Annotated in this window: 16 protein-coding genes; 9 read left to right on the forward strand and 7 right to left on the reverse strand. The window is 74.4% G+C overall.

Annotated elements, in window-relative coordinates; all coding sequences use genetic code 11:
* Positions 1-31: 31 nt before the first annotated feature.
* On the reverse strand, positions 32-1,009 hold the full coding sequence (locus tag ACFQ8T_RS17530) for a 1,4-dihydroxy-2-naphthoyl-CoA synthase (protein WP_430547762.1): 978 nt from the start codon (positions 1,007-1,009) through the stop codon (positions 32-34).
* Between the two features lie 4 nt (positions 1,010-1,013).
* A complete protein-coding gene (locus tag ACFQ8T_RS17535) occupies positions 1,014-1,970 on the reverse strand; it encodes a DMT family transporter (protein ID WP_430547763.1) in 957 nt (318 codons plus the stop codon).
* A 136-nt stretch (positions 1,971-2,106) separates the two neighbouring features.
* Between ACFQ8T_RS17535 and ACFQ8T_RS17540 the strand changes: the two genes are divergently transcribed.
* A complete protein-coding gene (locus tag ACFQ8T_RS17540) occupies positions 2,107-3,507 on the forward strand; it encodes a PLP-dependent aminotransferase family protein (RefSeq protein ID WP_430547764.1) in 1,401 nt (466 codons plus the stop codon).
* 9 nt (positions 3,508-3,516) lie between these two features.
* Here ACFQ8T_RS17540 and ACFQ8T_RS17545 read toward each other — a convergent pair whose 3' ends face one another.
* Entirely contained in the window at positions 3,517-5,238 is a 1,722-nt protein-coding gene (locus tag ACFQ8T_RS17545; protein ID WP_430547778.1) for a BCCT family transporter, read from the reverse strand.
* A 338-nt stretch (positions 5,239-5,576) separates the two neighbouring features.
* Between ACFQ8T_RS17545 and ACFQ8T_RS17550 the strand changes: the two genes are divergently transcribed.
* The 4 genes from ACFQ8T_RS17550 to ACFQ8T_RS17565 all read left to right on the forward strand — a co-directional run bounded on the left by ACFQ8T_RS17550 (position 5,577) and on the right by ACFQ8T_RS17565 (position 10,574).
* Positions 5,577-5,744: a hypothetical protein gene (locus ACFQ8T_RS17550; RefSeq protein WP_429764943.1), complete on the forward strand. Its 168-nt coding sequence runs from the start codon at positions 5,577-5,579 to the stop codon at positions 5,742-5,744.
* 91 nt (positions 5,745-5,835) lie between these two features.
* Positions 5,836-6,852 (forward strand): o-succinylbenzoate synthase, encoded by a 1,017-nt coding sequence (locus tag ACFQ8T_RS17555; protein ID WP_430547765.1) that lies wholly within the window; start codon positions 5,836-5,838, stop codon positions 6,850-6,852.
* Positions 6,849-8,684 (forward strand): 2-succinyl-5-enolpyruvyl-6-hydroxy-3-cyclohexene-1-carboxylic-acid synthase, encoded by a 1,836-nt coding sequence (gene menD, locus ACFQ8T_RS17560; RefSeq protein ID WP_430547766.1) that lies wholly within the window; start codon positions 6,849-6,851, stop codon positions 8,682-8,684. Before ACFQ8T_RS17555 ends, menD begins: the two co-directional genes overlap by 4 nt.
* 96 nt (positions 8,685-8,780) lie before the next feature.
* Positions 8,781-10,574, forward strand: a complete 1,794-nt coding sequence (locus tag ACFQ8T_RS17565) for a S1C family serine protease (protein ID WP_430547767.1) — start codon at positions 8,781-8,783, stop codon at positions 10,572-10,574.
* Between the two features lie 158 nt (positions 10,575-10,732).
* On the opposite strand, the gene ACFQ8T_RS17570 is transcribed toward ACFQ8T_RS17565, so the two are convergent.
* Positions 10,733-11,332, reverse strand: a complete 600-nt coding sequence (locus ACFQ8T_RS17570; RefSeq protein WP_430547768.1) for a TetR/AcrR family transcriptional regulator — start codon at positions 11,330-11,332, stop codon at positions 10,733-10,735.
* 155 nt (positions 11,333-11,487) lie between these two features.
* Here ACFQ8T_RS17570 and ACFQ8T_RS17575 point away from each other — a divergent pair, with 155 nt between their 5' ends.
* Together ACFQ8T_RS17575 and ACFQ8T_RS17580 are read left to right on the forward strand one after the other, a co-directional pair.
* Positions 11,488-12,078: a DUF6230 family protein gene (locus tag ACFQ8T_RS17575; RefSeq protein ID WP_430547769.1), complete on the forward strand. Its 591-nt coding sequence runs from the start codon at positions 11,488-11,490 to the stop codon at positions 12,076-12,078.
* 28 nt (positions 12,079-12,106) lie between these two features.
* Positions 12,107-13,687 carry a DUF6114 domain-containing protein gene (locus ACFQ8T_RS17580; RefSeq protein WP_430547770.1) on the forward strand — a complete coding sequence of 527 codons (1,581 nt, stop codon included), beginning with the start codon at positions 12,107-12,109 and terminating at the stop codon, positions 13,685-13,687.
* Between the two features lie 87 nt (positions 13,688-13,774).
* On the opposite strand, the gene ACFQ8T_RS17585 is transcribed toward ACFQ8T_RS17580, so the two are convergent.
* From ACFQ8T_RS17585 to ACFQ8T_RS17595, 3 genes are all read right to left on the reverse strand, one after another.
* Positions 13,775-15,190, reverse strand: coding sequence for an isochorismate synthase MenF (locus tag ACFQ8T_RS17585; protein ID WP_430547771.1), 1,416 nt, complete (start codon positions 15,188-15,190; stop codon positions 13,775-13,777).
* A 79-nt stretch (positions 15,191-15,269) separates the two neighbouring features.
* Positions 15,270-16,733 (reverse strand): nucleobase:cation symporter-2 family protein, encoded by a 1,464-nt coding sequence (locus tag ACFQ8T_RS17590; RefSeq protein ID WP_430547772.1) that lies wholly within the window; start codon positions 16,731-16,733, stop codon positions 15,270-15,272.
* Between the two features lie 128 nt (positions 16,734-16,861).
* Positions 16,862-18,217 (reverse strand): 8-oxoguanine deaminase, encoded by a 1,356-nt coding sequence (locus ACFQ8T_RS17595; RefSeq protein WP_430547773.1) that lies wholly within the window; start codon positions 18,215-18,217, stop codon positions 16,862-16,864.
* 197 nt (positions 18,218-18,414) lie between these two features.
* Here ACFQ8T_RS17595 and ACFQ8T_RS17600 point away from each other — a divergent pair, with 197 nt between their 5' ends.
* Positions 18,415-19,110, forward strand: coding sequence for a demethylmenaquinone methyltransferase (locus ACFQ8T_RS17600; RefSeq protein ID WP_430547774.1), 696 nt, complete (start codon positions 18,415-18,417; stop codon positions 19,108-19,110).
* A 126-nt stretch (positions 19,111-19,236) separates the two neighbouring features.
* Complete coding sequence (locus ACFQ8T_RS17605; protein WP_430547775.1) at positions 19,237-20,559, forward strand: MFS transporter; 1,323 nt, start codon at positions 19,237-19,239, stop codon at positions 20,557-20,559.
* The last annotated feature ends 133 nt before the right edge of the window (positions 20,560-20,692 follow it).

A 20,692-nucleotide genomic window follows, 5' to 3' on the forward strand; every position in this document is an offset into this window, starting at 1 on the left:
GAGAAACCGTCGTGAGAGGGTCAGCGCCGGGTCAGAAGGCGTACGGGAAGCGCGACCAGTCGGGGTCGCGCTTCTCGAGGAAGGCGTCGCGGCCCTCGACGGCCTCGTCGGTGAGATAGGCCAGGCGCGTGGCCTCGCCGGCGAAGACCTGCTGGCCCATGAGGCCGTCGTCGGCGAGGTTGAACGCGAACTTCAGCATCCGCACGGCCTGCGGGGACTTGCCCGCGATGGTGCGCGCGTACTCGATCGCCAGGCCCTCGAGGTCGTCGTGCTCGGCCACCTCGTTGACGCCGCCCCAGCGCTCGGCGTCGTCCGCCGAGTACTCGCGGGCGAGGAAGAAGATCTCCCGCGCGCGCTTCTGCCCCACCTGGCGGGCGAGGTACGCGGAGCCGTAGCCGCCGTCGAACGAGCCGACGTCCGCGTCGGTCTGCTTGAACCGCCCGTGCTGGCGGCAGGCGATCGACAGGTCCGCCACGACGTGCAGCGAGTGCCCGCCGCCCGCGGCCCAGCCGTCCACGACGGCGACGACGACCTTCGGCATGGTGCGGATGAGTCGCTGCACCTCGAGGATGTGCAGGCGCCCGGCGCGCGCGGGGTCGACGGCGTCCGCGCCGTGCTCCTCGCCGCCGCCGTCCTCGGCGGTCGTGTACTGGTAGCCCGAGCGCCCCCGGATGCGCTGGTCGCCGCCGGAGCAGAACGCCCAGCCGCCGTCCTTCGGGGACGGGCCGTTGCCGGTGAGCAGCACGGTGCCGACGTCGGAGGTCATGCGGGCGTGGTCGAGCACGCGGTAGAGCTCGTCGACGGTGTGCGGGCGGAACGCGTTGCGCACCTCGGGGCGGTCGAACGCGACGCGCACCACGGGCAGGTCGCGCACGACGGCGCCGTCGGCGTCGCGCTCCACGCCGCGGTGGTAGGTGAGGTCGGTGAGGCCCTCGAACCCGGCGACCTCGCGCCATCGCGCGGGGTCGAACGTGTGGGAGACGGTGCGGGGGAGGGGTGCGCTGCTCACGCCGTCACCCTAGTTCGTCGGCGCGGCTCGTCGGCGCGGCTCGTCGGGATGACAGCCCCAGCACGAGACCCGCCGCCACGACGAGTGCTCCGGCGACGCCGTGCGCCGTCGGCGCCTCGACGCCGAGCGCGAGGGAGGCCGCGAGGGCCGCGACGGGCATCAGCCCGGCGAAGAGCCCGGCCCGGGCGGGGCCGACCTGGGCGAGGCCGGTGTACCAGAGCAGGAAGGCGACCGCGGTGACGACGACGGACAGGTAGGCCAGGGCCGCGAGCTCGCCGCCGTCGGGCACGGCGAGCAGCGGCCCGGGCGCGAGCAGACCGAGCAGCAGGAGCTGCGGGACCGCCGCGACGCAGGCGTACGCCGACACCCGCAGCGGCCCGAGCGTCGGCAGCAGCGGCACGGCGAGCAGCGAGAACGCCGCCTCGCACGCGAGCGCCCCCACGGCGAGCGCCAGCCCGAGCGGGTCGGCCGACCCGAGGCCCTCGACGAGCGCCACCCCCGCCGTCACGACGACCGCCGCCGCGAGGGTCCGAGGGGCGAGGCGCCGCTCGCGGACGGCCTGCGTCGCGGCCAGGACGACGGGCGTGGCACCCACCACCGCGCCCACCAGCGAGGGCTCGGCGTGCCGGGTGGCGAGGACGACGCACGCGCTGAACCCGGTGAGGCCCGTGGCCGCGAGCGCCAGCAGGCGGGCGGCCTGGCGCGGGCGGGGCAGCACGAACGCGACCCGTCGCCACCGCATGACGGCGAGCAGGCACAGGGCGGCGACGGCGTAGCGGACGGCCTGCCCGCCCGCCAGGGGGTAGTCGGAGAGCGCCGCCGAGGCGGTGAACGACGCGCCGACGAGCGCCATCGCGGCGGCGCAGCGGGCGTACGCGCCGGCGAGATCGCCCGTGCCGGGTGGCGTCACGGGTGGCGCGACGGCGGTGGCGGCGCCCGCGGCGCCCGTCGAGGTGGTCATGCCCTCGACGCTACGAGCGCGCTGGACCGGCGGGCAGGGCCAGTTCGGTGCTGGTTCACTGGTCCAGATGGCCAAGGTGTCCCGATGACGACGGTGGCCGGATGCCGACGTGCGGCCGGACGAGGAGCGTGACGCGATGAGGCGGCTGCAGCCGGAGGACCTGCTCCTCGTGCTCGGTGCCCGCCCGCCGACCGACGTGGGCGCCTGGCTGCGCGACGGCCTGCGGGACGCGGTCGCGACGGGCCGGCTCGAGCCCGGCGCGACGCTGCCGTCGTCGCGCACCGCGGCGGCGGGGCTGGGCGTCTCGCGGGGCACGGTGGCGGCGGCGGTGGACGAGCTCGTGGGGGAGGGGGTGCTCGAGAGCCGGCCGCGCTCGAGCGTCGTCGTCGCCGACCTCGACCGGCGCCCCCGCGGCACGACGCCCGGGCCGGCAGGCCCCGGCCCGGGGGCGGAGCGCCCGGCCAGCGTCGGGGCGCCCGACCCGGCGCTCTTCCCCCGCGCGGCCTGGGCGCGCGCCGTGCGCGACGCGATGCGCGAGCTGCCCGACGCCGAGCTGGGCTACCCGGACCCGCAGGGCCTGCTCGGGCTGCGCCGGGCGCTCGCCGCGCACCTGCGGACCGCGCGCGCCGCCCCGGTCGAGGCCGAGGACGTGGTGATCGTGAGCGGCGTCGCGCAGGGGCTGGCGCTGCTCGGCGAGGTGCTCGCGGGCGGGGGCGGCGGCGATCGGGTGGTCGTCGAGGACCCCGCGTCGCCCGGCGTCGTCGCACAGCTGCGCGACTCAGGCCTGGAGGTCGTCCCCGTGCCCGTCGACGACCGCGGGCTCCGGACCGACGCCCTGCCCGACGCCGCGGCGGCCGTCGTGACGCCCGCCCACCAGTTCCCGCTCGGGGTCGTCCTGGCGCCCGACCGGCGTCGCGAGCTCGTCGCCTGGGCCCAGGCCGGCGGTCGCCTGGTGCTGGAGGACGACTACGACGCCGAGCTCCGGTACGACCGGCAGCCCGTCGGCGCCCTGCGCGGCCTGGACCCGGAGCACGTCGCGCTGCTCGGCTCGGTGTCCAAGCTGCTGTCCCCGGCGCTGCGGCTGGGCTGGGTCGTCGCGCCCGCCGGGCTGCGGGAGGCGCTCGTCGACGCCAAGCGCCGCGCCGACCTCGGCTGCTCGGTGCCGGAGCAGGCCGCGTTCGCCCGGCTGATCGCCGACGGCGCGTACGCGCGGCACCTGCGCCGGGCCCGGCTGACGTACAAGCGCCGTCGGGGGCTGCTGCTCGACGCGCTCGCGCGCGACGCCCCGCACGTCCCCGTCGAGGGCGTCGCCGCCGGCCTGCACCTCGTCGTGCGGCTGCCCGACGGCGACGGCGAGGCGTGGGCGGTGTCCGCGCTGCGCGGCGCCGGCGTGCCGGCCGAGCCGCTGTCCGGCACGTCGGCGCACGACGGCACCCGGGGCGTCGTCGTGGGCGCGGCTCGGGTGCAGGGGACGGCCGTCCCGCGCGTCGTCGAGATCCTGCGGGCGGCCGCCGACGGTGCCGAGTCCCGCGCGTAGCGGCCCGCGTCAGGGCCGCGGCTCCCCGGGGTCGCCGTCGGCGCTCTCGGTGGGCTCCGCGCGGGCCACCACGTCGCCAGGAAGGTCGACCTCGTCGGGTACCTCGACGCCGTCGGGCGTGATCGGCCGGTCGGAGGGCTCGACCGCGATCGCGAACTCGTCCCCGTGCTCGGTGACGCCGGCGATGACCGCCTGCTTGACGGCCTCGCGGGCGTACTTCTGGCGGACGATCATCGGATCCTGGCTGAGGTCCCGGGTCAGCGAGACCATCAGCAGCACCATCACGACCACGAACGGCAGAGCGACCAGGATGGTGAGGTTCTGGAGGCCGGTGAGCGCGTCGTTCCCGCCCACGAGCAGCATCACCGCGGCGACCGCACCTGTCGCGACGCCCCAGAAGACGACGTTGGGGCGGCTCGGTTCGGCGCTGCCACGCTGCGACAGCGTGCCCATGACGATGGAGGCCGCGTCCGCGCCGGAGACGAAGAAGATCGCGACCAGGATCATCACGACCACGGTGGTGAGCGACTGCCACGGGTACTCGCCGAGCATCCCGAACAGCTGCGCCTCCGTCTCTCCGGCGCCGGCGATGTCGGTGCCGCCCTTCTGGAGGAAGAGGCTCGCGCCACCGAAGACGCAGAACCACACGATGGTGACCAGGCTCGGCACCAGGAGGACCCCGCCGACGAACTGGCGGATCGTCCGGCCGCGCGAGATCCGGGCGATGAACATGCCGACGAAGGGCGTCCAGGAGATCCACCAGGCCCAGTAGAAGACGGTCCACTGCGCGAGCCAGTCGCTGGTGGAGACGCCGCCGGGGGTGGAGGAGCTGTCGGCGCCGGTCCGGGCCGCCATCATCGCCAGGTCCTGGAAGTAGGTGCCGATCGAGTTCGGGATGAGGTTCAGGATGAACACCGTCGGCCCGACCACGAAGACGAACACCGCCAGTGCCAGGGCCAGCACCATGTTGATGTTCGACAGCCACTGGATGCCGCGGGCGACGCCCGAGACCGCCGAGAGCACGAAGCAGACCGTGAGCACCGCGATGATCACGACCAGGACGCCGTTGCCGACGTCGCCGGCCCAGCCGACGACCTGCAGGCCGCTCTTGATCTGCAGCGCACCCAACCCGAGCGAGGCGGCCGAGCCGAACAGCGTCGCGAAGATCGCGAGCATGTCGATGACCTTCCCGGCCGGGCCGTGCGCGTGCCGGCCCAGCAGCGGCTCGAACACCGAGGAGATCAGCTGCTTGCGGCCCTTGCGGTAGGCGCTGTAGGCGATCGCCAGCCCGACCACGGCGTAGATCGCCCAGGGGTGCAGCGTCCAGTGGAACATCGTGGTGGACATCGCGTGCTGGACGGCCTCGGGGTCGCCGGCGTCGACGGTGCCCGGCGGCGGGTCCACGTAGTGGGCGAGCGGCTCGGCGACCCCCCAGAAGATCAGCCCGATGCCCATCCCGGCGGAGAACATCATCGCCACCCAGGACACCGTGCGGAACTCGGGTGCCTCGCCGTCGGCGCCGAGCGGGATGGCGCCGAACTTGCTGATCGCCAGCCACAGGCTGTACACGACGAACAGGCTGGCGGTCAGCACGAAGAGCCAGCCCATGTTCGTGGTCACCCAGCCCAGGGCCGTGCTGGAGGCGCTCGCCAGGCCGTCCGTGTCGACGAAACCCCAGACGAGGAAGGCGACGGCCACGGCAGCGGTGACCCCGAAGACGATCCAGTCCATCGGGCTGCGCCGATGCTCGTCGATCCCGATCGGGTAGTCCAGGGCAGGGTGCGGCACCACCTCGGCGGTGGGCGACCTGAGTGCGCGGCCGACCCTGTCCGCCGCGTCCTGCGCGTGCCGCTTCGCGCCGCGCTGTTCGACCTTGCCCGATTGCTCGTTCACTGCGTGACCCCGTCCGTGACTTTGACGTCAGCTCCGTGTGACCCAGGTGGGACGGCGTCCGACCGTCTCGCACCTGGCCGCCTCGTGCAACCGCTGGGGACCGTGGGCGCGCCCCCGTCGCGGCACGCCCGGCGCTCCTCCCGACCGCGCGGCGGGAGCGGGCGCACCCTGGAGGCATGAGCGTGCGGGAACCGGACGACGACGTGGTGGACCCGGAGGACGTCGCCCACGAGATCTTCGTGTACGACGCCGAGACGGTCCGCCGCGACGCCGAGCGCATCGGTGGCCGTCCCGCTCCGAGCCCGTTGTCGTACGTGCCGGAGCTGACGGACTTCACCGACTGACCGCCGGGCGACCCCCGGGGCGGGGCCCTCCGGCGTCCCGGCGCGCCCGCGTCCTGCGACCGGCCCCCGTGCCGGCCAGTAACCTGAACGGGTGCAGCTGCTGCGTGAGATCGTGTACCGCACCCCGCTGACCACCCGGTTCCGCGGCCTCGACGTGCGCGACGGCGTGCTGCTGCGGGGCGACGCCGGCTGGGGCGAGCTGTCCCCGTTCTGGGACTACGACGACACCGAGTCCGCGACCTGGCTGCGCGCCGCGCGCGAGGCCGCCGACATCGGCTTCCCCGCCCCGGTCCGCGACCGCGTGCCGGTCAACGTCACCGTGCCGGCCGTCGGGCCCGGGCGGGCGCGGGAGATCGTGCTCGCGTCCGGCGGCTGCCGCACCGCCAAGGTCAAGGTCGCGCAGCGCGGCCCGTCGATCGGCGGACGTCCCGGCGCGCTCGAGCCGCTCGAGGCGGAGGAGGCCCGGGTCGCGGCCGTCCGCGCCGCGCTCGACGAGCTGCACGGCCCGGGCGTCGGAGCCGTCCGCGTGGACGCGAACGGCGGCTGGACCACCGACGAGGCGCTCGCGCGCATCCCCGTGCTCGACGACGCCGCCGGTGGCCTGGAGTACGTCGAGCAACCCTGCGCCACCGTCCCCGAGCTGGCCGCCGTCCGTCGCGGGCTGCGCGCTCCCGTCCCGGTCGCCGCGGACGAGTCGATCCGCCGCGCCGCGGACCCGCTGCGGGTGGTGCGCGAGGACGCCGCGGACGTCGTCGTGCTCAAGGTGCAGCCGCTGGGCGGCGTGCGCGCCTGCCTCGACCTCGCCGAGCGGGTGGGGCTGCCGGTCGTCGTGTCGTCGGCCCTCGAGTCGTCGGTCGGGCTCGCCGCGGGCGTGGCGCTCGCGGCCGCGCTGCCGGAGCTGCCCTACGCCTGCGGCCTCGCGACGTCGCAGCTTCTCGTCCACGACGTCGTCGCCGACCCGCTCCTGCCCGTCGACGGCGCGCTGCCCGTGCGCCGCCCCGCGCCCGACGCCGCCGCCCTCGCCGCGGCCGAGCCCGACCCGGGCACGCGCGACCGCTGGCTGGCGCGGTACGCCCGCCTGACCGCGCTGCTCGAGGCGGCCGCGTGAGCGCCGTCCTGCCGCCGTCGATCGTCGCGGCGCGGGCGCTCGTGGCCGACCTCGCGCTCCAGGGCGTGCGGGACGTCGTGCTGGCTCCGGGCTCCCGGTCGGCCCCGCTCGCGTACGCGCTCGCCGAGGCCGCGGACGCCGGCCTGCTCACGCTGCACGTGCGCGTCGACGAGCGGACCGCCGGCTTCCTCGCTCTGGGCCTCGCGCGCGGCAGCGAGCCGGTGCTCCGGCACGCGGGCGGCGAGCCGGTCCAGGTGCCGCGCCCCGTCGCCGTCGTCACGACGTCCGGCACGGCCGTGGCCAACCTCCATCCCGCGGTCCTCGAGGCGCACCACTCCGGCGTGCCCCTCGTGGTGCTCGCTGCCGACCGCCCGCACGAGCTGCGCGGCACCGGGGCCTCGCAGACGACCGACCAGGTGGGGATCTTCGGCACCGCCGTGCGGTACGCCGTGGACCTCCCCGCCCCCGACGGGCGCGACGGCGAGGTACGAGACCTGCTCGGCACGCTCGGCCGGGCGCTCGCGGCGGCGCAGGGGCTGCGCGACCGGCACCCCGGCCCCGTGCACGTGAACGTCGCGTTCCGTGACCCGCTCCACCCGCCGGTGCCGCTCGCCCCGCTCCCGCCCGCGGAGACCTGGCCCGTCGGCTTCCGCCGCACGACCGTCGCCCCGCCCGCCCCGGGCCCCGCCGGGGACCCCGCCCTGCAGGGCGATCCGGCGCGCACGCTCGTCGTCGCCGGCGACGGCGCGGGGCCGGTCGCGCGCGCCGTCGCCGAGGCCCAGGGCTGGCCGCTGCTCGCCGAGCCGTCGTCGGGCGCGTGCGGCGGGCCGAACGCGGTGGCGGCGTACCGCTCGGTGCTGGGCGTCGAGGAGCTGACCCGCGACGTCGAGCAGGTGGTCGTCTTCGGGCGCCCGACGCTGTCCCGCCCCGTGCAGCGGCTGCTGGGGCGGCCGGACGTCGTCGTCACGGTCGTCGCGCCCGACGGCGGGCCGTGGCCGGACGCCGCCCGCAACGCGGAGCTGGTCGTTCCTGCGCTCGCCGACCGCTGGTCGTCGCCGACGGCGCCCGTCGGGGCCGGCTCCGAGGGCGACGGCGGGTTCCTCGACCGGTGGCGCGCCGCCGGGCGCGCGGCCGCCGCCGTCGTGGACGCCGCGACCGCGGACGCCGCCGTCGCCGAGGGGCTGCTGACGGCCCCCCACGCCGCGCTCGCCGTCGCGCGCGCCGTGGCGTCCGTGCTCGGACCCGACGACCTGCTCGTCGTCGGCTCGTCCAACCCCGTCCGGGACCTCGACCTCGTGCTCGGGCTCGACCACCCCCAGGCCGGCGACCTGCCCGACGTGCTCGCCAACCGCGGGCTGGCCGGCATCGACGGCACCGTGTCGACCGCGACGGGCGTCGCGCACGCCGCCGCCCGCCAGGGCCGCCGCACCCGCGCGCTGGTCGGCGATCTCACCTTCCTGCACGACGCCGGCGGCCTGCTGCGCGGGCCGCACGAGCCGCCCGTCGACCTCGAGGTCGTCGTCGTGAACGACGACGGCGGGTCCATCTTCGCCACCCTCGAGCACGGCGAGCTCGCGACGTCGTCCACGCGGGGCGCCGCCACCTTCGAGCGCGTCTTCGGCACCCCGCACGGAGCGAACCTGGCCCAGCTGTGCGCCGGGTACGGCGTGGACCATCAGCTCGTGCTCGACGTCGGCTCGCTGCGGCACGCCCTGCAGGCGCCGACGCGGGGCGTGCAGGTGATCGAGGTGCACGTGCCGCGCGCCGACCGGCTGTCCGAGACGCGGGACCTCGCGGCACGGGTCGCCGCCGCCGTGCGGGAGACGCTCTGACCTGCGGCGCCACGATTCGCAGGAAGTTCTCAGGTTGAGCCAAGCGCCACGCCAGGATGGGGTGGTCTCCTGGAGGCACACATCGAGGAGGGCACCATGAGCACCGACACCCCGGGCGCACCGCAGCCGTCGGGCGCCGACGAGCCGAACCGGAGCGAGAACCCCGCTGGGCGGCCGACCGAGCGGCCGGCCGAGCAGCCGGGCGCCGCGGACCGCACCGCGTCGCAGCCGGCCACGCAGGACACCCAGCACCTCACCGTGCAGCCGACCCAGCAGCTCCCCACCCAGGGGACGCCCCAGCAGGGGCCCCCGCAGCCGCCCGCTCCGCAGCAGGCGTCGCAGCAGCAGTACGGCGCGCAGCAGCCGCGGTACGGGCAGATGGCGGCCGGGTCGCCGTACTACGCGCAGCAGCAGTCGCAGCACCCGCAGGGTGCGCCGCAGCAGTACCAGCACCAGCAGCAGCACCAGCAGCACCAGCAGCCGCAGGGTCAGCCGTACGGCCAGGACCCGGGCAACCCCTACGGCCTGAACCAGACGTCCCCGCAGCAGGGGCCCGGGGGAGGGACCGCCACGAAGCGCGAGCGGTCCGTCTGGGTCCCGGTGGCCAGCGCGGCGGTGATCGCGGCCGTCCTCGCGAGCCTGGGCACCGCGGCGGCGACCGGCGCGTTCGACGCGGGCAACCCGTCGTCGCTGGCGAACGTCGGCGCGAGCTCGCAGGCCACCGACGAGGCCCCGGTCAAGAACTCGACGTCGAACAACCCGAACTGGGAGGCGGTCACGACCGCCGTCGCGCCGTCGGTGGTCGCCATCCAGGTGCAGAGCCAGTCCGGCGGCGCCGAGGGCTCCGGCGTGATCTACGACGACCAGGGCCACATCGTCACCAACAACCACGTCGTCTCGGGCGCGCAGAACGACACCGTGCAGGTCACGCTGTCCGACGGCCGCCTGTACGAGGCGACGATCGTGGGCACCGACCCGACCACCGACCTGGCCGTCGTCAAGCTGAAGAACCCGCCGGACGACCTGAAGCCCGCGTCCTTCGGCTCGTCCGACGACGTCACGGTGGGCGACGCCGTGCTGGCCGTCGGGAACCCGCTCGGCCTGGCGAACACCGCCACCACCGGCATCGTGTCGGCCGTCGACCGCCCGGTCTCGGCGTCGGGGGAGGACGGCAGCACGCAGGTCGTCACCAACGCGATCCAGATCGACGCGGCGATCAACCCCGGCAACTCCGGCGGCCCCCTGTTCAACGCGCAGGGCCAGGTCATCGGCATCACGTCGTCGATCGCCACGATGTCGAGCGGCATGAGCGGCGAGCAGTCCGGCTCGATCGGGCTCGGGTTCGCCATCCCGGTGAACCTCGCGACGAACATCGCCGACCAGCTCATCAAGGACGGCTCGGCGGAGCACGCGTTCCTCGGCGTGACCATGCAGGACGCGACGGCCACGGCCGACGGCGTCACGCGTCGCGGCGCCAAGGTGGTCGAGGTGTCGTCCGGGTCTCCCGCCGCGGACGCCGGCCTCCAGGCCGGCGACGTGATCGTCGCGATCGACGACGACTCCGTCAACGGCGCCGAGTCGCTCACGGCGTACGTCCGGGAGAAGGCGGCCGACCAGAAGGTCACGCTGACCTACGTCCGCGACGACAAGACGCAGACCGTCGACGTGACCCTCGCCGTCCGCGACGAGTCCGCCACGACCGGCCAGGGCGACCAGGGCCAGAACGGCCAGGACGACCAGCAGGGCCAGGACTCGAACGGGCAGGACGGCCAGGGCCAGGGCGACCAGGACGGTCAGGACCAGGGCCAGGGCGGCTCCGACTCGACCGACCCGGGCAACCTGCCCGGCTGGCTCGAGGACCTGCTCCAGGGCGGCAGCGGCAACAACTGAGCCGCGACCGAGCCGCGGCCGGCCGGCACGCGCATCCGGCCGGCCGCACCAGCAGCCCCGCGGGCCCGCGACGACTCCCCCCTCCCCGTCGCGGTCCGCGGGGCTTTGTCGTGCGCGGACCGCGCGGCCCGAGGGGTGGTGGGCGGGCGTCCGCCCCGTCAGCCGGCCGAGGGGTGCAGGGCGGCGAGGACGCCGAGCGCGCTGCGCTCGAGGAAGTCGGCGAGGTCGGACGGTGGGATCTCGGGGTCGGTCGCGGCCTCGACGAGCGCCTGCTCGGCGAACGAGATCCACGAGTGCAGCGCGACCTCGAGCAGGGGGGTGGCGGCGACGCCGATCTCCTGGAACGCGTCGCGAAGGTGCCCGGCCAGCACGTCGCGCGCGTGCTGGATGGTGGCGCGCACGTGCTCGTCGCCCGACGCCGCGCCACGCACGAGCGAGTAGAACGTCGCGTCGTGGTCGTGCACGAACTCGACGAACCGGTCGAGGGTGTCGCGGAGGCGCTCGCGAGGCGGCAGCTCGGGCCGCGGCTGCGTGGCGTGCAGCATCGCGTCGCGCGCGGTCCGGACGATGGCGGAGTGGAGGCCCTGCCGGTTGCCGAAGTAGTAGTGGACGAGCCCGGGGGAGACCCCTGCCTGGGCGGCCAGGTCCTCGACGGTGACGGCCTCCAGGGGGCGGTCGGCCAGCGCGGCCACGCCGAGCGCGACGAGCTGCTGCCGGCGTTCGTCGGGGCTCATCCGGGTGCGTCGCGCGGCTGCCATGCCCCGAGCATATGGCCGTTTCGCGAGGTGACGGCGCCGCCCGGAGGGTGAAGCGCCGCGGGCAACCGTTGCTATTGACGTCGCCTCAGTAAGCGGCGTACCGTCGCCACTCGTCGGCGACACAGGGGTCGCCATGTCGTCTTGTTGGAGGGGAAATGAAGCTCAGCGCACTGACGCGCACGCGTCGAGGCCGTGCGATGCTCGCGGCGGTCCCGACGGTGGCGGTGATCGGCGTCCTCATGGGCGGCGTCGCCCAGGGCGCCGTCCCGGTGTCGATGGCGATCTCGGGCCAGCAGTTCAAGATCGCGGCCGACAAGCTCGACGGGACCGGATTCTCGCAGTACGCCGGCGAGTCCAAGGACGCCGACGGCAAGTCGCGTCCGGTGGCGATCGCCAACATCAAGGACGCGACGCTGTACAACCTGTGCCAGTCGGTGAAGATCCCCGGCATGCCGCTGGGCCTGCTCATCTCTGCGGGGACCGACACCAAGAACCCGGTCAAGGCGACCGACCTGCAGATCGGCATGAGCGACCTGCGCGGCACCGCGCAGTTCAACCAGATCCGGATCGGCGTCGACGCCTCCACGGTGAACACGAAGGCGCACGGCAGCAAGGGCGACTTCGCCATGGACTCGGACGCGATCACCATCGACGACCTCAAGCAGGTCTCGACGAGCACGTCGGCCGCGGTCTTCACGCTCACCGACCTGCACCTCAAGATCTCCGACGGCACCGAGTGCTTCTGAGCGGCCCCGGCGACCAGGGAGACCACGCGTGAGCGACGACGAGAACACCTCGATCCCCGAGGCGTCCACGGGGTCGACCGCTGAGGCGTCCGCGGCGTCGACCCCGGAGGGGCCGGCCACCCGCCGCCAGCGGTTCGCCGCCTGGCGGAGGGGCCGGCCCTTCTGGGGCGGCACGCTGGCGATCCTGTCGGGCGTGGTGCTGTGGTTCTCCGGCCGGCTGCAGATCGACAACTTCGAGATCCAGCTCGGCATCGAGGGCATGCAGTCCACGCTGCTGCCCGTGGCGCTGGTGCTCCTCGGCGTCCTGGTGATGACGCAGCCGCAGTTCCGGGTGTTCTACGGGGTCATCACCCTGGCGATCTCGGTCTACTCGCTGCTGGGCGTGAACCTGGGCGGCTTCGGCGTCGGCATGGTCCTCGGCGTCGTGGGTGGCATCCTCGCGGTGTCGTGGATGCCGCGACCCGCCGCCGGGGACGCCGAGGCGGGGCCGGCGACGGACGAGGCGCCCGCGGCGTCGTCCGACCCTGGCGCGACCGCGGTGCCCGCGGACCCGCGGGAGGTGCAGGAGGTCGGCCTCGCCGAGATCCTGCCGTTCGACGAGGAGCCGGCCCGCGGCGGGCGGCACGTGGCCGTCGCCGCCGCGGTCGTCGTGCTCGCGCTGGGGGGCACGGGGGCGACGTCGGTCGAGGCGGCCGCCGCGCCCGCGTCGCAGGTGCGCTCGGCGTCGGACTGCTGGGACCCGCTGGGCTGGCTCGAGTGGGCCTGCGGCAGCGACGACGACGCCGAGCCGACGCCCAGCCCCTCGCCGTCCGCGTCGGAGGACTCCGGCGGCTCCGGCGAGGCCACGGACGACAGCGGCACCGGGGCGACGGGCGACGGCGCGTCCGCCGGCACCGGGGCGGCGGGCGACGAGGCCGCCGACCCGTCCGACGCGGACGGCGACGCCCCGAAGGGCGCCGACGGCAAGGACGCCGACGGCAAGGACGCCGACGGCAAGGACGCCGACAAGGGCGGCAAGGCCGACGAGGCCGCCCCGGCCGAGGAGCAGGCGCAGGCCGACGTCGAGAAGGAGTTCGAGCTCGAGCTCGGCCCCTGCGCGCGGATCACGTTCGGCGGCGAGTACGACATCAACGTCTCGCTGCCGGGGGACTGCGGCACGCGCGAGGACGCCAACGTGTTCTCCGTCGACGGCGAGCTGGAGACGCGGGACCTGCAGCTCCCGCTCACCGGCATCAACGGCATCGACGTGGTCAACGTGCCGGTGACGAACGGCGGTCCCCGCCGTGACGCGCTGCGGATCAGCGTCGACTACGTCAAGGTGCCCGGGTTCTGGCTCAAGACCTACGCCGACAACAACGGCAAGGTCGGCGGCACCGTCACCGACGCGGACTACGTGTCGATGGAGGGCGACGCGCAGATGTACATCTCGTCCATCCACGCGGACCTGCCCGACGGCGACGACTGGGCCGAGCTGGGGGAGAAGATCGCGGCGGGAGCGTCGCCGGTCGAGATGCTGCTCGGTCTGACGGACGCGCGGATCGGCCTCATGGGGGCCACCTCCGACAAGCAGGTCTGGTCCGGCTTCCGCGAGCAGGTCTGGGAGGACTGACCCGAACCGTCGCGGGCGCTCTCTTGACGTCGTCCCGGACCGGGACGACGCCGAGAGAGCGCCCACGACGCGTCTCGAGGGGAGGGCTCAGGAGTCGGCGCCGAGCGCCCAGCGCATGGGCACGAGCTTCGCCTCGGACTCGGCGAGCTCGGCCTCCGGGTCGGAGGCGGCGACGATGCCGCAGCCGGCGAACAGCCGGACGTGCCTCGGGTCCGCGGCCGAGAGCTCGGCGGACCGCAGCGCGATGCCCCACTCGCCGTCGCCGTCGGCCCCGACCCACCCGACCGGACCGGCGTAGCGGGACCGGTCCATCCCCTCGATCTCGCGGATGAGGTCGCGGGCGACGTTCGTCGGCGTGCCGCAGACGGCGGCCGACGGGTGCAGCGCAGCGGCCAGCGTGAGCGACGACGGCGCCCGCCCGGCGGCGTCGTGGCCCCGGTCGAGGACGCCGGTGACGTCGGACGCGAGGTGCATGACGTTCGGCAGGTGCAGGACGAACGGGGCGTCGGGGACGTTCATCGACGAGCAGAACGGCGAGAGCGCGGCCGCCACGGACCGCACGGCGTACTCGTGCTCCTCGAGGTCCTTGGAGGACCGGGCGAGCTGCGCCGCGTGCAGCAGGGCGTCGTCGTCGGACATCCCGGCCTCGCGGCGGATCGTGCCCGCGAGCACGCGGGACGTGACGAGCCCCTTCTCGCTGCGCACCAGCAGCTCGGGGGTGGCGCCGACCATGCCGGAGACGGAGAACGTCCAGCAGGCCTCGTAGCGGTCGGCGAGGCGGCGCAGCAGCCAACGCGGGTCGAGGGGGTGCTCGGTGGTGGCGAGCACGTCGCGCGCCAGCACCACCTTCTCGAGGGCGCCCGACCGGATGCGGGCCACGCCCTCGCGCACGACGGCGGGCCAGTCGGTGGCGCCGACGGCGCCGTCGGCGAAGCGGACGCGACCGGGGGCGACGACCTCCGTGCGCGGCTCGCGGCGCAGCGCCGCGGTGCCGGGGGCGGCGTCGAGGCTCGCGCCGGGGGTGATGGTGGTCATCCAGGTGACGCCGGCCCGGCGGCCGACGACGACGCGCGGGACGACGAGCGACCCGTCCGGCCGCAGGTGGCCGGCGTCGTCGCCGTCCTGGTCGTCGAGCTGACCCGCGTCGTCGAAGGCGAACGTGCCGAACGCGACGGGCCCCGTGCCGGGCAGGCGCACGTCGTCGCGCACCACGGCCCGCTGGAGGGTGGTCTGCCAGGCGGCCTCGGCGTCGGCGAACCGGCCGGGTCCGAAGGTGTCGAAGCGGAGGGCCTCGCCCCAGCCGACGATGCCGTCACCGCGCCGCACCCAGCTGAGCGGGCGCGTGTCCGGCAGGAGGTCGACGAGGGCGGTGAGACCGCCGGGAAGGTCGTCGATCCGGGAGGTGCGGACCAGGAGCGCGAGGGGCTCGGTCGCGGGATCGGGGCTGGTGCCGGTGGTCGCGCCCGGGAGGGGGCGCGGCGCCGGCAGGGGCGTGGCGGACATCGGCTCCAGGGTACGCCCGACGGTCCGCCACGCCCCGCTCACGGTGCGTGGGTCAAGCCTCGTGTGCTGCCGGACGACCTCACCTCGAGGTCGCCTCGCCCTCCCGGCGGTTGGACCGGTTGAGCACGCCGTCGTCGGCGAGGTCCTCGAGCTGCTCGTCGTCGACGGCCTTGCTCGCGGTGCCCTTGACGAAGACGGACGGGTTCTCGGGCGTCCCGGCCTTGATGTGGTTGAACAGGATGTTCAGCAGGATCGCCATGAGCGCCGCCGAGCTGATCCCCGAGTGGAAGATGGTGCCGAACCACGTGGGGAACTGGTCGTAGAAGTCGGGCTTCGCGATCGGGATCATGCCGAAGGAGATCGACGCCGCCACGATGATGAGGTTCATCGAGTTCTTGTAGTCGACCTTGGCGAGCGTGCGGATGCCCGACGCCGCCACGGAGCCGAACAGCACGACGCCGGCTCCGCCGAGCACGGGCGTCGGGACGGCGGCCACGACGCGGCCCAGCACGGGCAGCAGGCCCAGGACCACGAGGATGCCGCCGCCGGCGGTGACCACGAAGCGCGACTTCACCCCGGTGATCGCGACCAGGCCCACGTTCTGGGCGAACGCCGACTGCGTGAACGAGCCGAAGACCGGCGAGACGACGGAGGACGCCATGTCGGCGCGCAGGCCGTTGGCGATGCGCTTGCGGTCCACCTTGGTGCCGACGATCTCGCCGACCGCGATGATGTCCGCCGTCGTCTCCGTGAGCGTCACCAGGATGACGATGAGCATGGAGACGATCGCGGCGACCTCGAACGTCGGGGCGCCGAAGCTGAACGGCATCGGGAACGCGACCACCGGGCCCTCGCCGACGCCGGCGAAGTCCGCCATCCCGAGCGCGAGGGCGATCAGCGTGCCGGCCACGATCGCGATGAGGATCGACAGTCGCGACACGACGCCCGAGCCCACCTTGGACAGCAGGACGACGATGGCGAACGTGAGGAACGCCAGCCCGATGTTGCTCGTGGAGCCGTAGTCGGGCGCCTCGGCGTTGCCGCCCATCGCCCAGTTCGCCGCCACCGGCATGAGGGTCAGGCCGATCGTCGTGATGACGACGCCGGTGACCACGGGCGGGAAGAACCGGATGATCTGGGCGAAGAACGGCGTGATGAGGAACCCGATCGCCGAGGCGACGAGCACCGCGCCGAGGACGGCGGGGATCCCGCCGCCGCCCCCGACGATCGCGACCATGGTCGAGACGCCGGCGAACGACACGCCCTGCACGAGCGGCAGCTGGGAGCCGAAGAACTTGATACCGACGGTCTGCAGGATCGTCGCGAGACCGCCCATGAAGAGCGAGGCGGCGATGAGCGTGCCGATCTCCGCCGAGGTGAGGCCGGCGGCCCCACCCACGATGAGCGGCGGGGCGATGATGCCGCCGTACATCGTGAGGACGTGCTGGAAGCCGTACCCGACGGTGGCGCCGAGCGGCAGGCGCTCGTCCTCGGGGCGGGCGGGGCTGGTCGCCGCCGCCCGGGGGGATGCGGACCGTGACATAGCGGACCTCCTCGTTCGCTATCGATGGTCATATCTTCCGGTGTGCGGAAGAAGCCTTCCACTATTCGACCGGCAAGTGTGATCTGTGTCAACCCCTTCCGAGGGGTGGATCTGCGGCTGCCGCGAGCTCAGCCCGCCACGAGCCTGCGCGCCGCCTCACGGTGCTCGGCCAGGAGCGCGGGCAGGTCGAGGCCGACCACCGCGCCGTCGACGACGCGCCACTCGCCGCCGACCATCACCCGGTCGGCGCGGTCCGCGCCGCACAGCAGCAGGGCGGCGACCGGGTCGTGCGAGCCCGAGAAGCGGGGCTCGTCGAGCCGCCACAGCGCGAGGTCGGCCTGCTTGCCGACGGCCAGCACGCCCAGGTCGTCGCGGCCCAGCACGCGGGCCGAACCTCGCGTCGCCCAGCCGAGGGCGCGCGCCACCGGCACCGAGGCGCCGTACTTGAGCCGCTGCAGGTACAGGGCCTGGCGGGCCTCGGGCATCATCGTCGACGCGTCGTTCGAGGCCGAGCCGTCCACGCCGAGGCCCACCGGCGCGCCGGCGTCCTCCAGCTCGAGCACGCGCGCGATGCCGGACGCGAGCCGCATGTTCGACGTCGGGCAGTGCGCCACGCCCGTGCCCGCCGCGCCGAGGCGGGCGATCTCGGCGTCGTCGAAGTGGATGCCGTGGCCCAGCCAGGCCCGGTCGGTGAGCCAGCCGACCGACTCGAGGTAGTCCACGGTGCGCATGCCGAACCGCTCGCGCAGGAAGTCCTCCTCGTCGATCGTCTCGGCCAGGTGGGTGTGCAGGCGCACGTCGTGCCGCTCGGCCAGCTCGGCGGTGTCGCGCATGGCCGCCGGGGTCACCGAGAACGGCGAGCAGGGCGCCAGTGCGATCTGGATCCGTGCCCCGGCGCCGCGCTCGTGGTACGTGGAGATCAGCCGCTCGGAGTCGGCCAGGATCGTGTCCGGGTCCTGCACCACGGACTGCGGCGGGAGGCCGCCGTCGTCCGTGCCGAGCGTCATCGAGCCTCTCGTCAGGGTGGCGCGCATGCCGAGCTCGCGGACCGCCGCGACCTGGAGGTCGATCGCGTCGTCCAGGCCCGCCGGGAAGACGTAGTGGTGGTCGGCGGCCGTGGTGCAGCCCGACAGCAGCAGCTCGGTCAGCGCGACCTTCGTCGCGAGCTCGTGGGCGCGCGGCGTGAGGCGCGCCCAGACCGGGTAGAGCGTGGTCAGCCAGGGGAAGAGCTCGGCGTCGGCGACCGGCCCCCAGGCGCGCGTGAGGGTCTGGTAGAAGTGGTGGTGCGTGTTGATCAGGCCGGGCGTGACCACGTGCTCGGACGCGTCGAACGTGGCGTCGACCGGGGTCGACGGGCTCGCCCCCGCCGCGACAAGCTCGGTGATCACGCCGTCCGTGACGACGACGCCGCCGCGGGCGTCGGGCGCCCCGGGTGCGTCGTCGGCGGTGAAGACGGCCAGCGGGTTCTTGATCCAGGTGCTCATCGGTGCCTCCATGGCGGCGGCACCGGGGAGCGGCGCCGCGTCGCGCCGGCTCAGTGGTCCTGTCTGCCGATCCAGGGAGCGACGGCACCGCGCCGTCCTCTGCCGGTGACGCTAGGCGACCGGCGCGCGCACCGTCAACGGTGCGGGCCTCGGTGAACGCCTCGGTGCGTACCGCCGTGCGTGGGAGCATGACGTCCATGTCCCGCGCCAGCCTGGAGAAGAAGCCCGCCGAGGTCGCGTCGATGTTCGACGGGATCGCGAAGCGGTACGACCTCGTCAACGACCTCGTCTCCCTCGGGCAGGACCGGCGCTGGCGGCGCGCGGTGGTGGACGCCGTCGCGGCCGTCCCCGGCGAACGGGTGCTCGACCTCGCGGCCGGCACCGGGACGTCGAGCGAGCCGTTCGCCGCGGACGGCGCGCTGGTGGTCCCGTCCGACTTCAGCCTCGGCATGCTCGCGGTGGGCAAGGAGCGGCGCCCCGACCTGTCCTTCGTCGCGGGCGACGGGACCCGGCTGCCGTTCGCGGACGCCGCGTTCGACGCCGTGACGATCAGCTTCGGCCTGCGCAACGTCGTCGACACCGACGCCGCCCTGCGCGAGATGCTGCGCGTCGTGCGGCCGGGCGGTCGCGTGGTGATCTGCGAGTTCTCCACGCCCACGTGGGCGCCGTTCCGCACGGTGTACATGGAGTACCTGATGCGCGCGCTGCCGGTGGTGGCGGGCGCGGTGACGCGTGACCGCGGGTCGTACGACTACCTCGCGGAGTCCATCCGGAGCTGGCCCGACCAGGCGGCCCTCGGCCGGCTCCTCCTCGATGCCGGCTGGGACCGCGTGTCGTACCGCAACCTCACCGGCGGCATCGTGGCGCTGCACCGGGCCGTGCGCCCGGCCTGACCGCCCCGCCGAGCGGTCCCGACCTGGCTCTTTGACGCCCGCGCGGGCCCCGGCGTATCGTCGATCCGATCCTGAAACGATTCAACGACGATCGGCACGACGACGTACGCAGGGAAGGCACGGTCGATGACGACACCACACGGCGCGACGGCGGGCGACGGCACCCGCCTGCACGGCTACCGGGCGACGGTCGCGGTCGCGATGTCCAACTACATCGAGGCGGGCTCGATCATCGCGCTCGCCACCAGCCTCACGCTCTGGCAGGAGCACTTCGGGCTGAGCAACCTCGCCGTCGGGCTCGCCGCGGCCCTGAGCGCCAACGCGTTCGGCGCGGCGGTGGGCGCCATGATCGGCGGCCCGCTGGGCGACCGGTACGGGCGCAAGTTCATCTACACCTACGACCTGCTGCTCTACATGCTCGGCACGGCCTTCATCGTGTTCGCCGGCGCCCCGTGGATGCTGTTCGTCGGCATCGTCCTCACCGGCATCGCCGTCGGCGCGGGCGTGCCCGTCGCGTGGACGTACATCGCGGAGGAGGCGCCCGACGACCAGCGCGCCAGGCACGTCGGCACCGCCCAGCTCGCGTGGTCGCTCGGCCCGTTCGTCGGCTTCGTGCTCGCGACGGCGCTGGTCCCCCTCGGCCTGCTCGGCAGCCGCATCATCTTCGCGCACCTGTTCGTCATCGCGTTCGTCACCTGGTGGGTGCGGCGCGGGCTGGCGGAGTCGGACGTCTGGAAGGAGTCCAACGCCAAGCAGGTCGCGCTCGGTCGCAGGCGCCGCGGCTTCCGCGAGCTGATCTCGCACCCGCAGAACGTCAAGGCGCTGCTGTTCCTCGTCGGCGTCTATGCCCTGTGGAACACGGTGGCCGGGCAGGCCGGCATCTTCATGCCGCGCGTCTACCAGACGGCCGGCGTCGAGAGCGCCGTCGCGCAGAACCTGCTGCAGGTGCTGGTCTGGGGCCTCACGTCGGCGGCCACGTTCTGGGGCTTCATGAAGTACGGCGACCGGGTGAGTCGCCGCCTGCTCTACGGCATCGGCGCGGTCATGGCCGTCGCCGCGTGGATGATCCTCGCCTTCGTGCCGCACGTCTCGATGCCCCTGCTCATCGCGTACGCCGTCCTGTGGGGCGTGTCCGCAGGCATCGGCGCCCAGGCGTTCTACGCGCTGTGGACCGCCGAGCTGTTCGCTACGGCGTACCGCGCCTCGGCGCAGGGCGTGCTCTTCTTCGTCGCACGCATCGCGGTCGGCCTGCTGAGCTACCTGTTCCCGACGATGCTCGCCGAGCAGGGTGTGCCCTTCGTGGGCGGGATCATGGTCGCGCTGCTCGTCGCCTCGCTGGTGATCGGCGTCGTCTGGACGCCCGACACCGCGGGCAAGAGCCTCAAGGAGATCGAGAGGGAGCGCTACGGCGCCGACCTCGACGACGCGGAGGTCTCGGGCGTCCGCTGACCCCGACCGTCGGTCCTCGTCCGTTCGGCAGCGGGTGGATCAGTTCGGCACCGGGGGTGTGGGGGAGAGTGAACACCCCCCCGCGAACAACCCGGGGGGGGGGGGTGTTGTGGGGGGGGGGGGGGGGGGTTGG

Origin of the sequence: Isoptericola sp. NPDC056618, from assembly GCF_042792715.1 — a bacterium.
GTDB lineage: Bacteria > Actinomycetota > Actinomycetes > Actinomycetales > Cellulomonadaceae > Isoptericola > Isoptericola nanjingensis.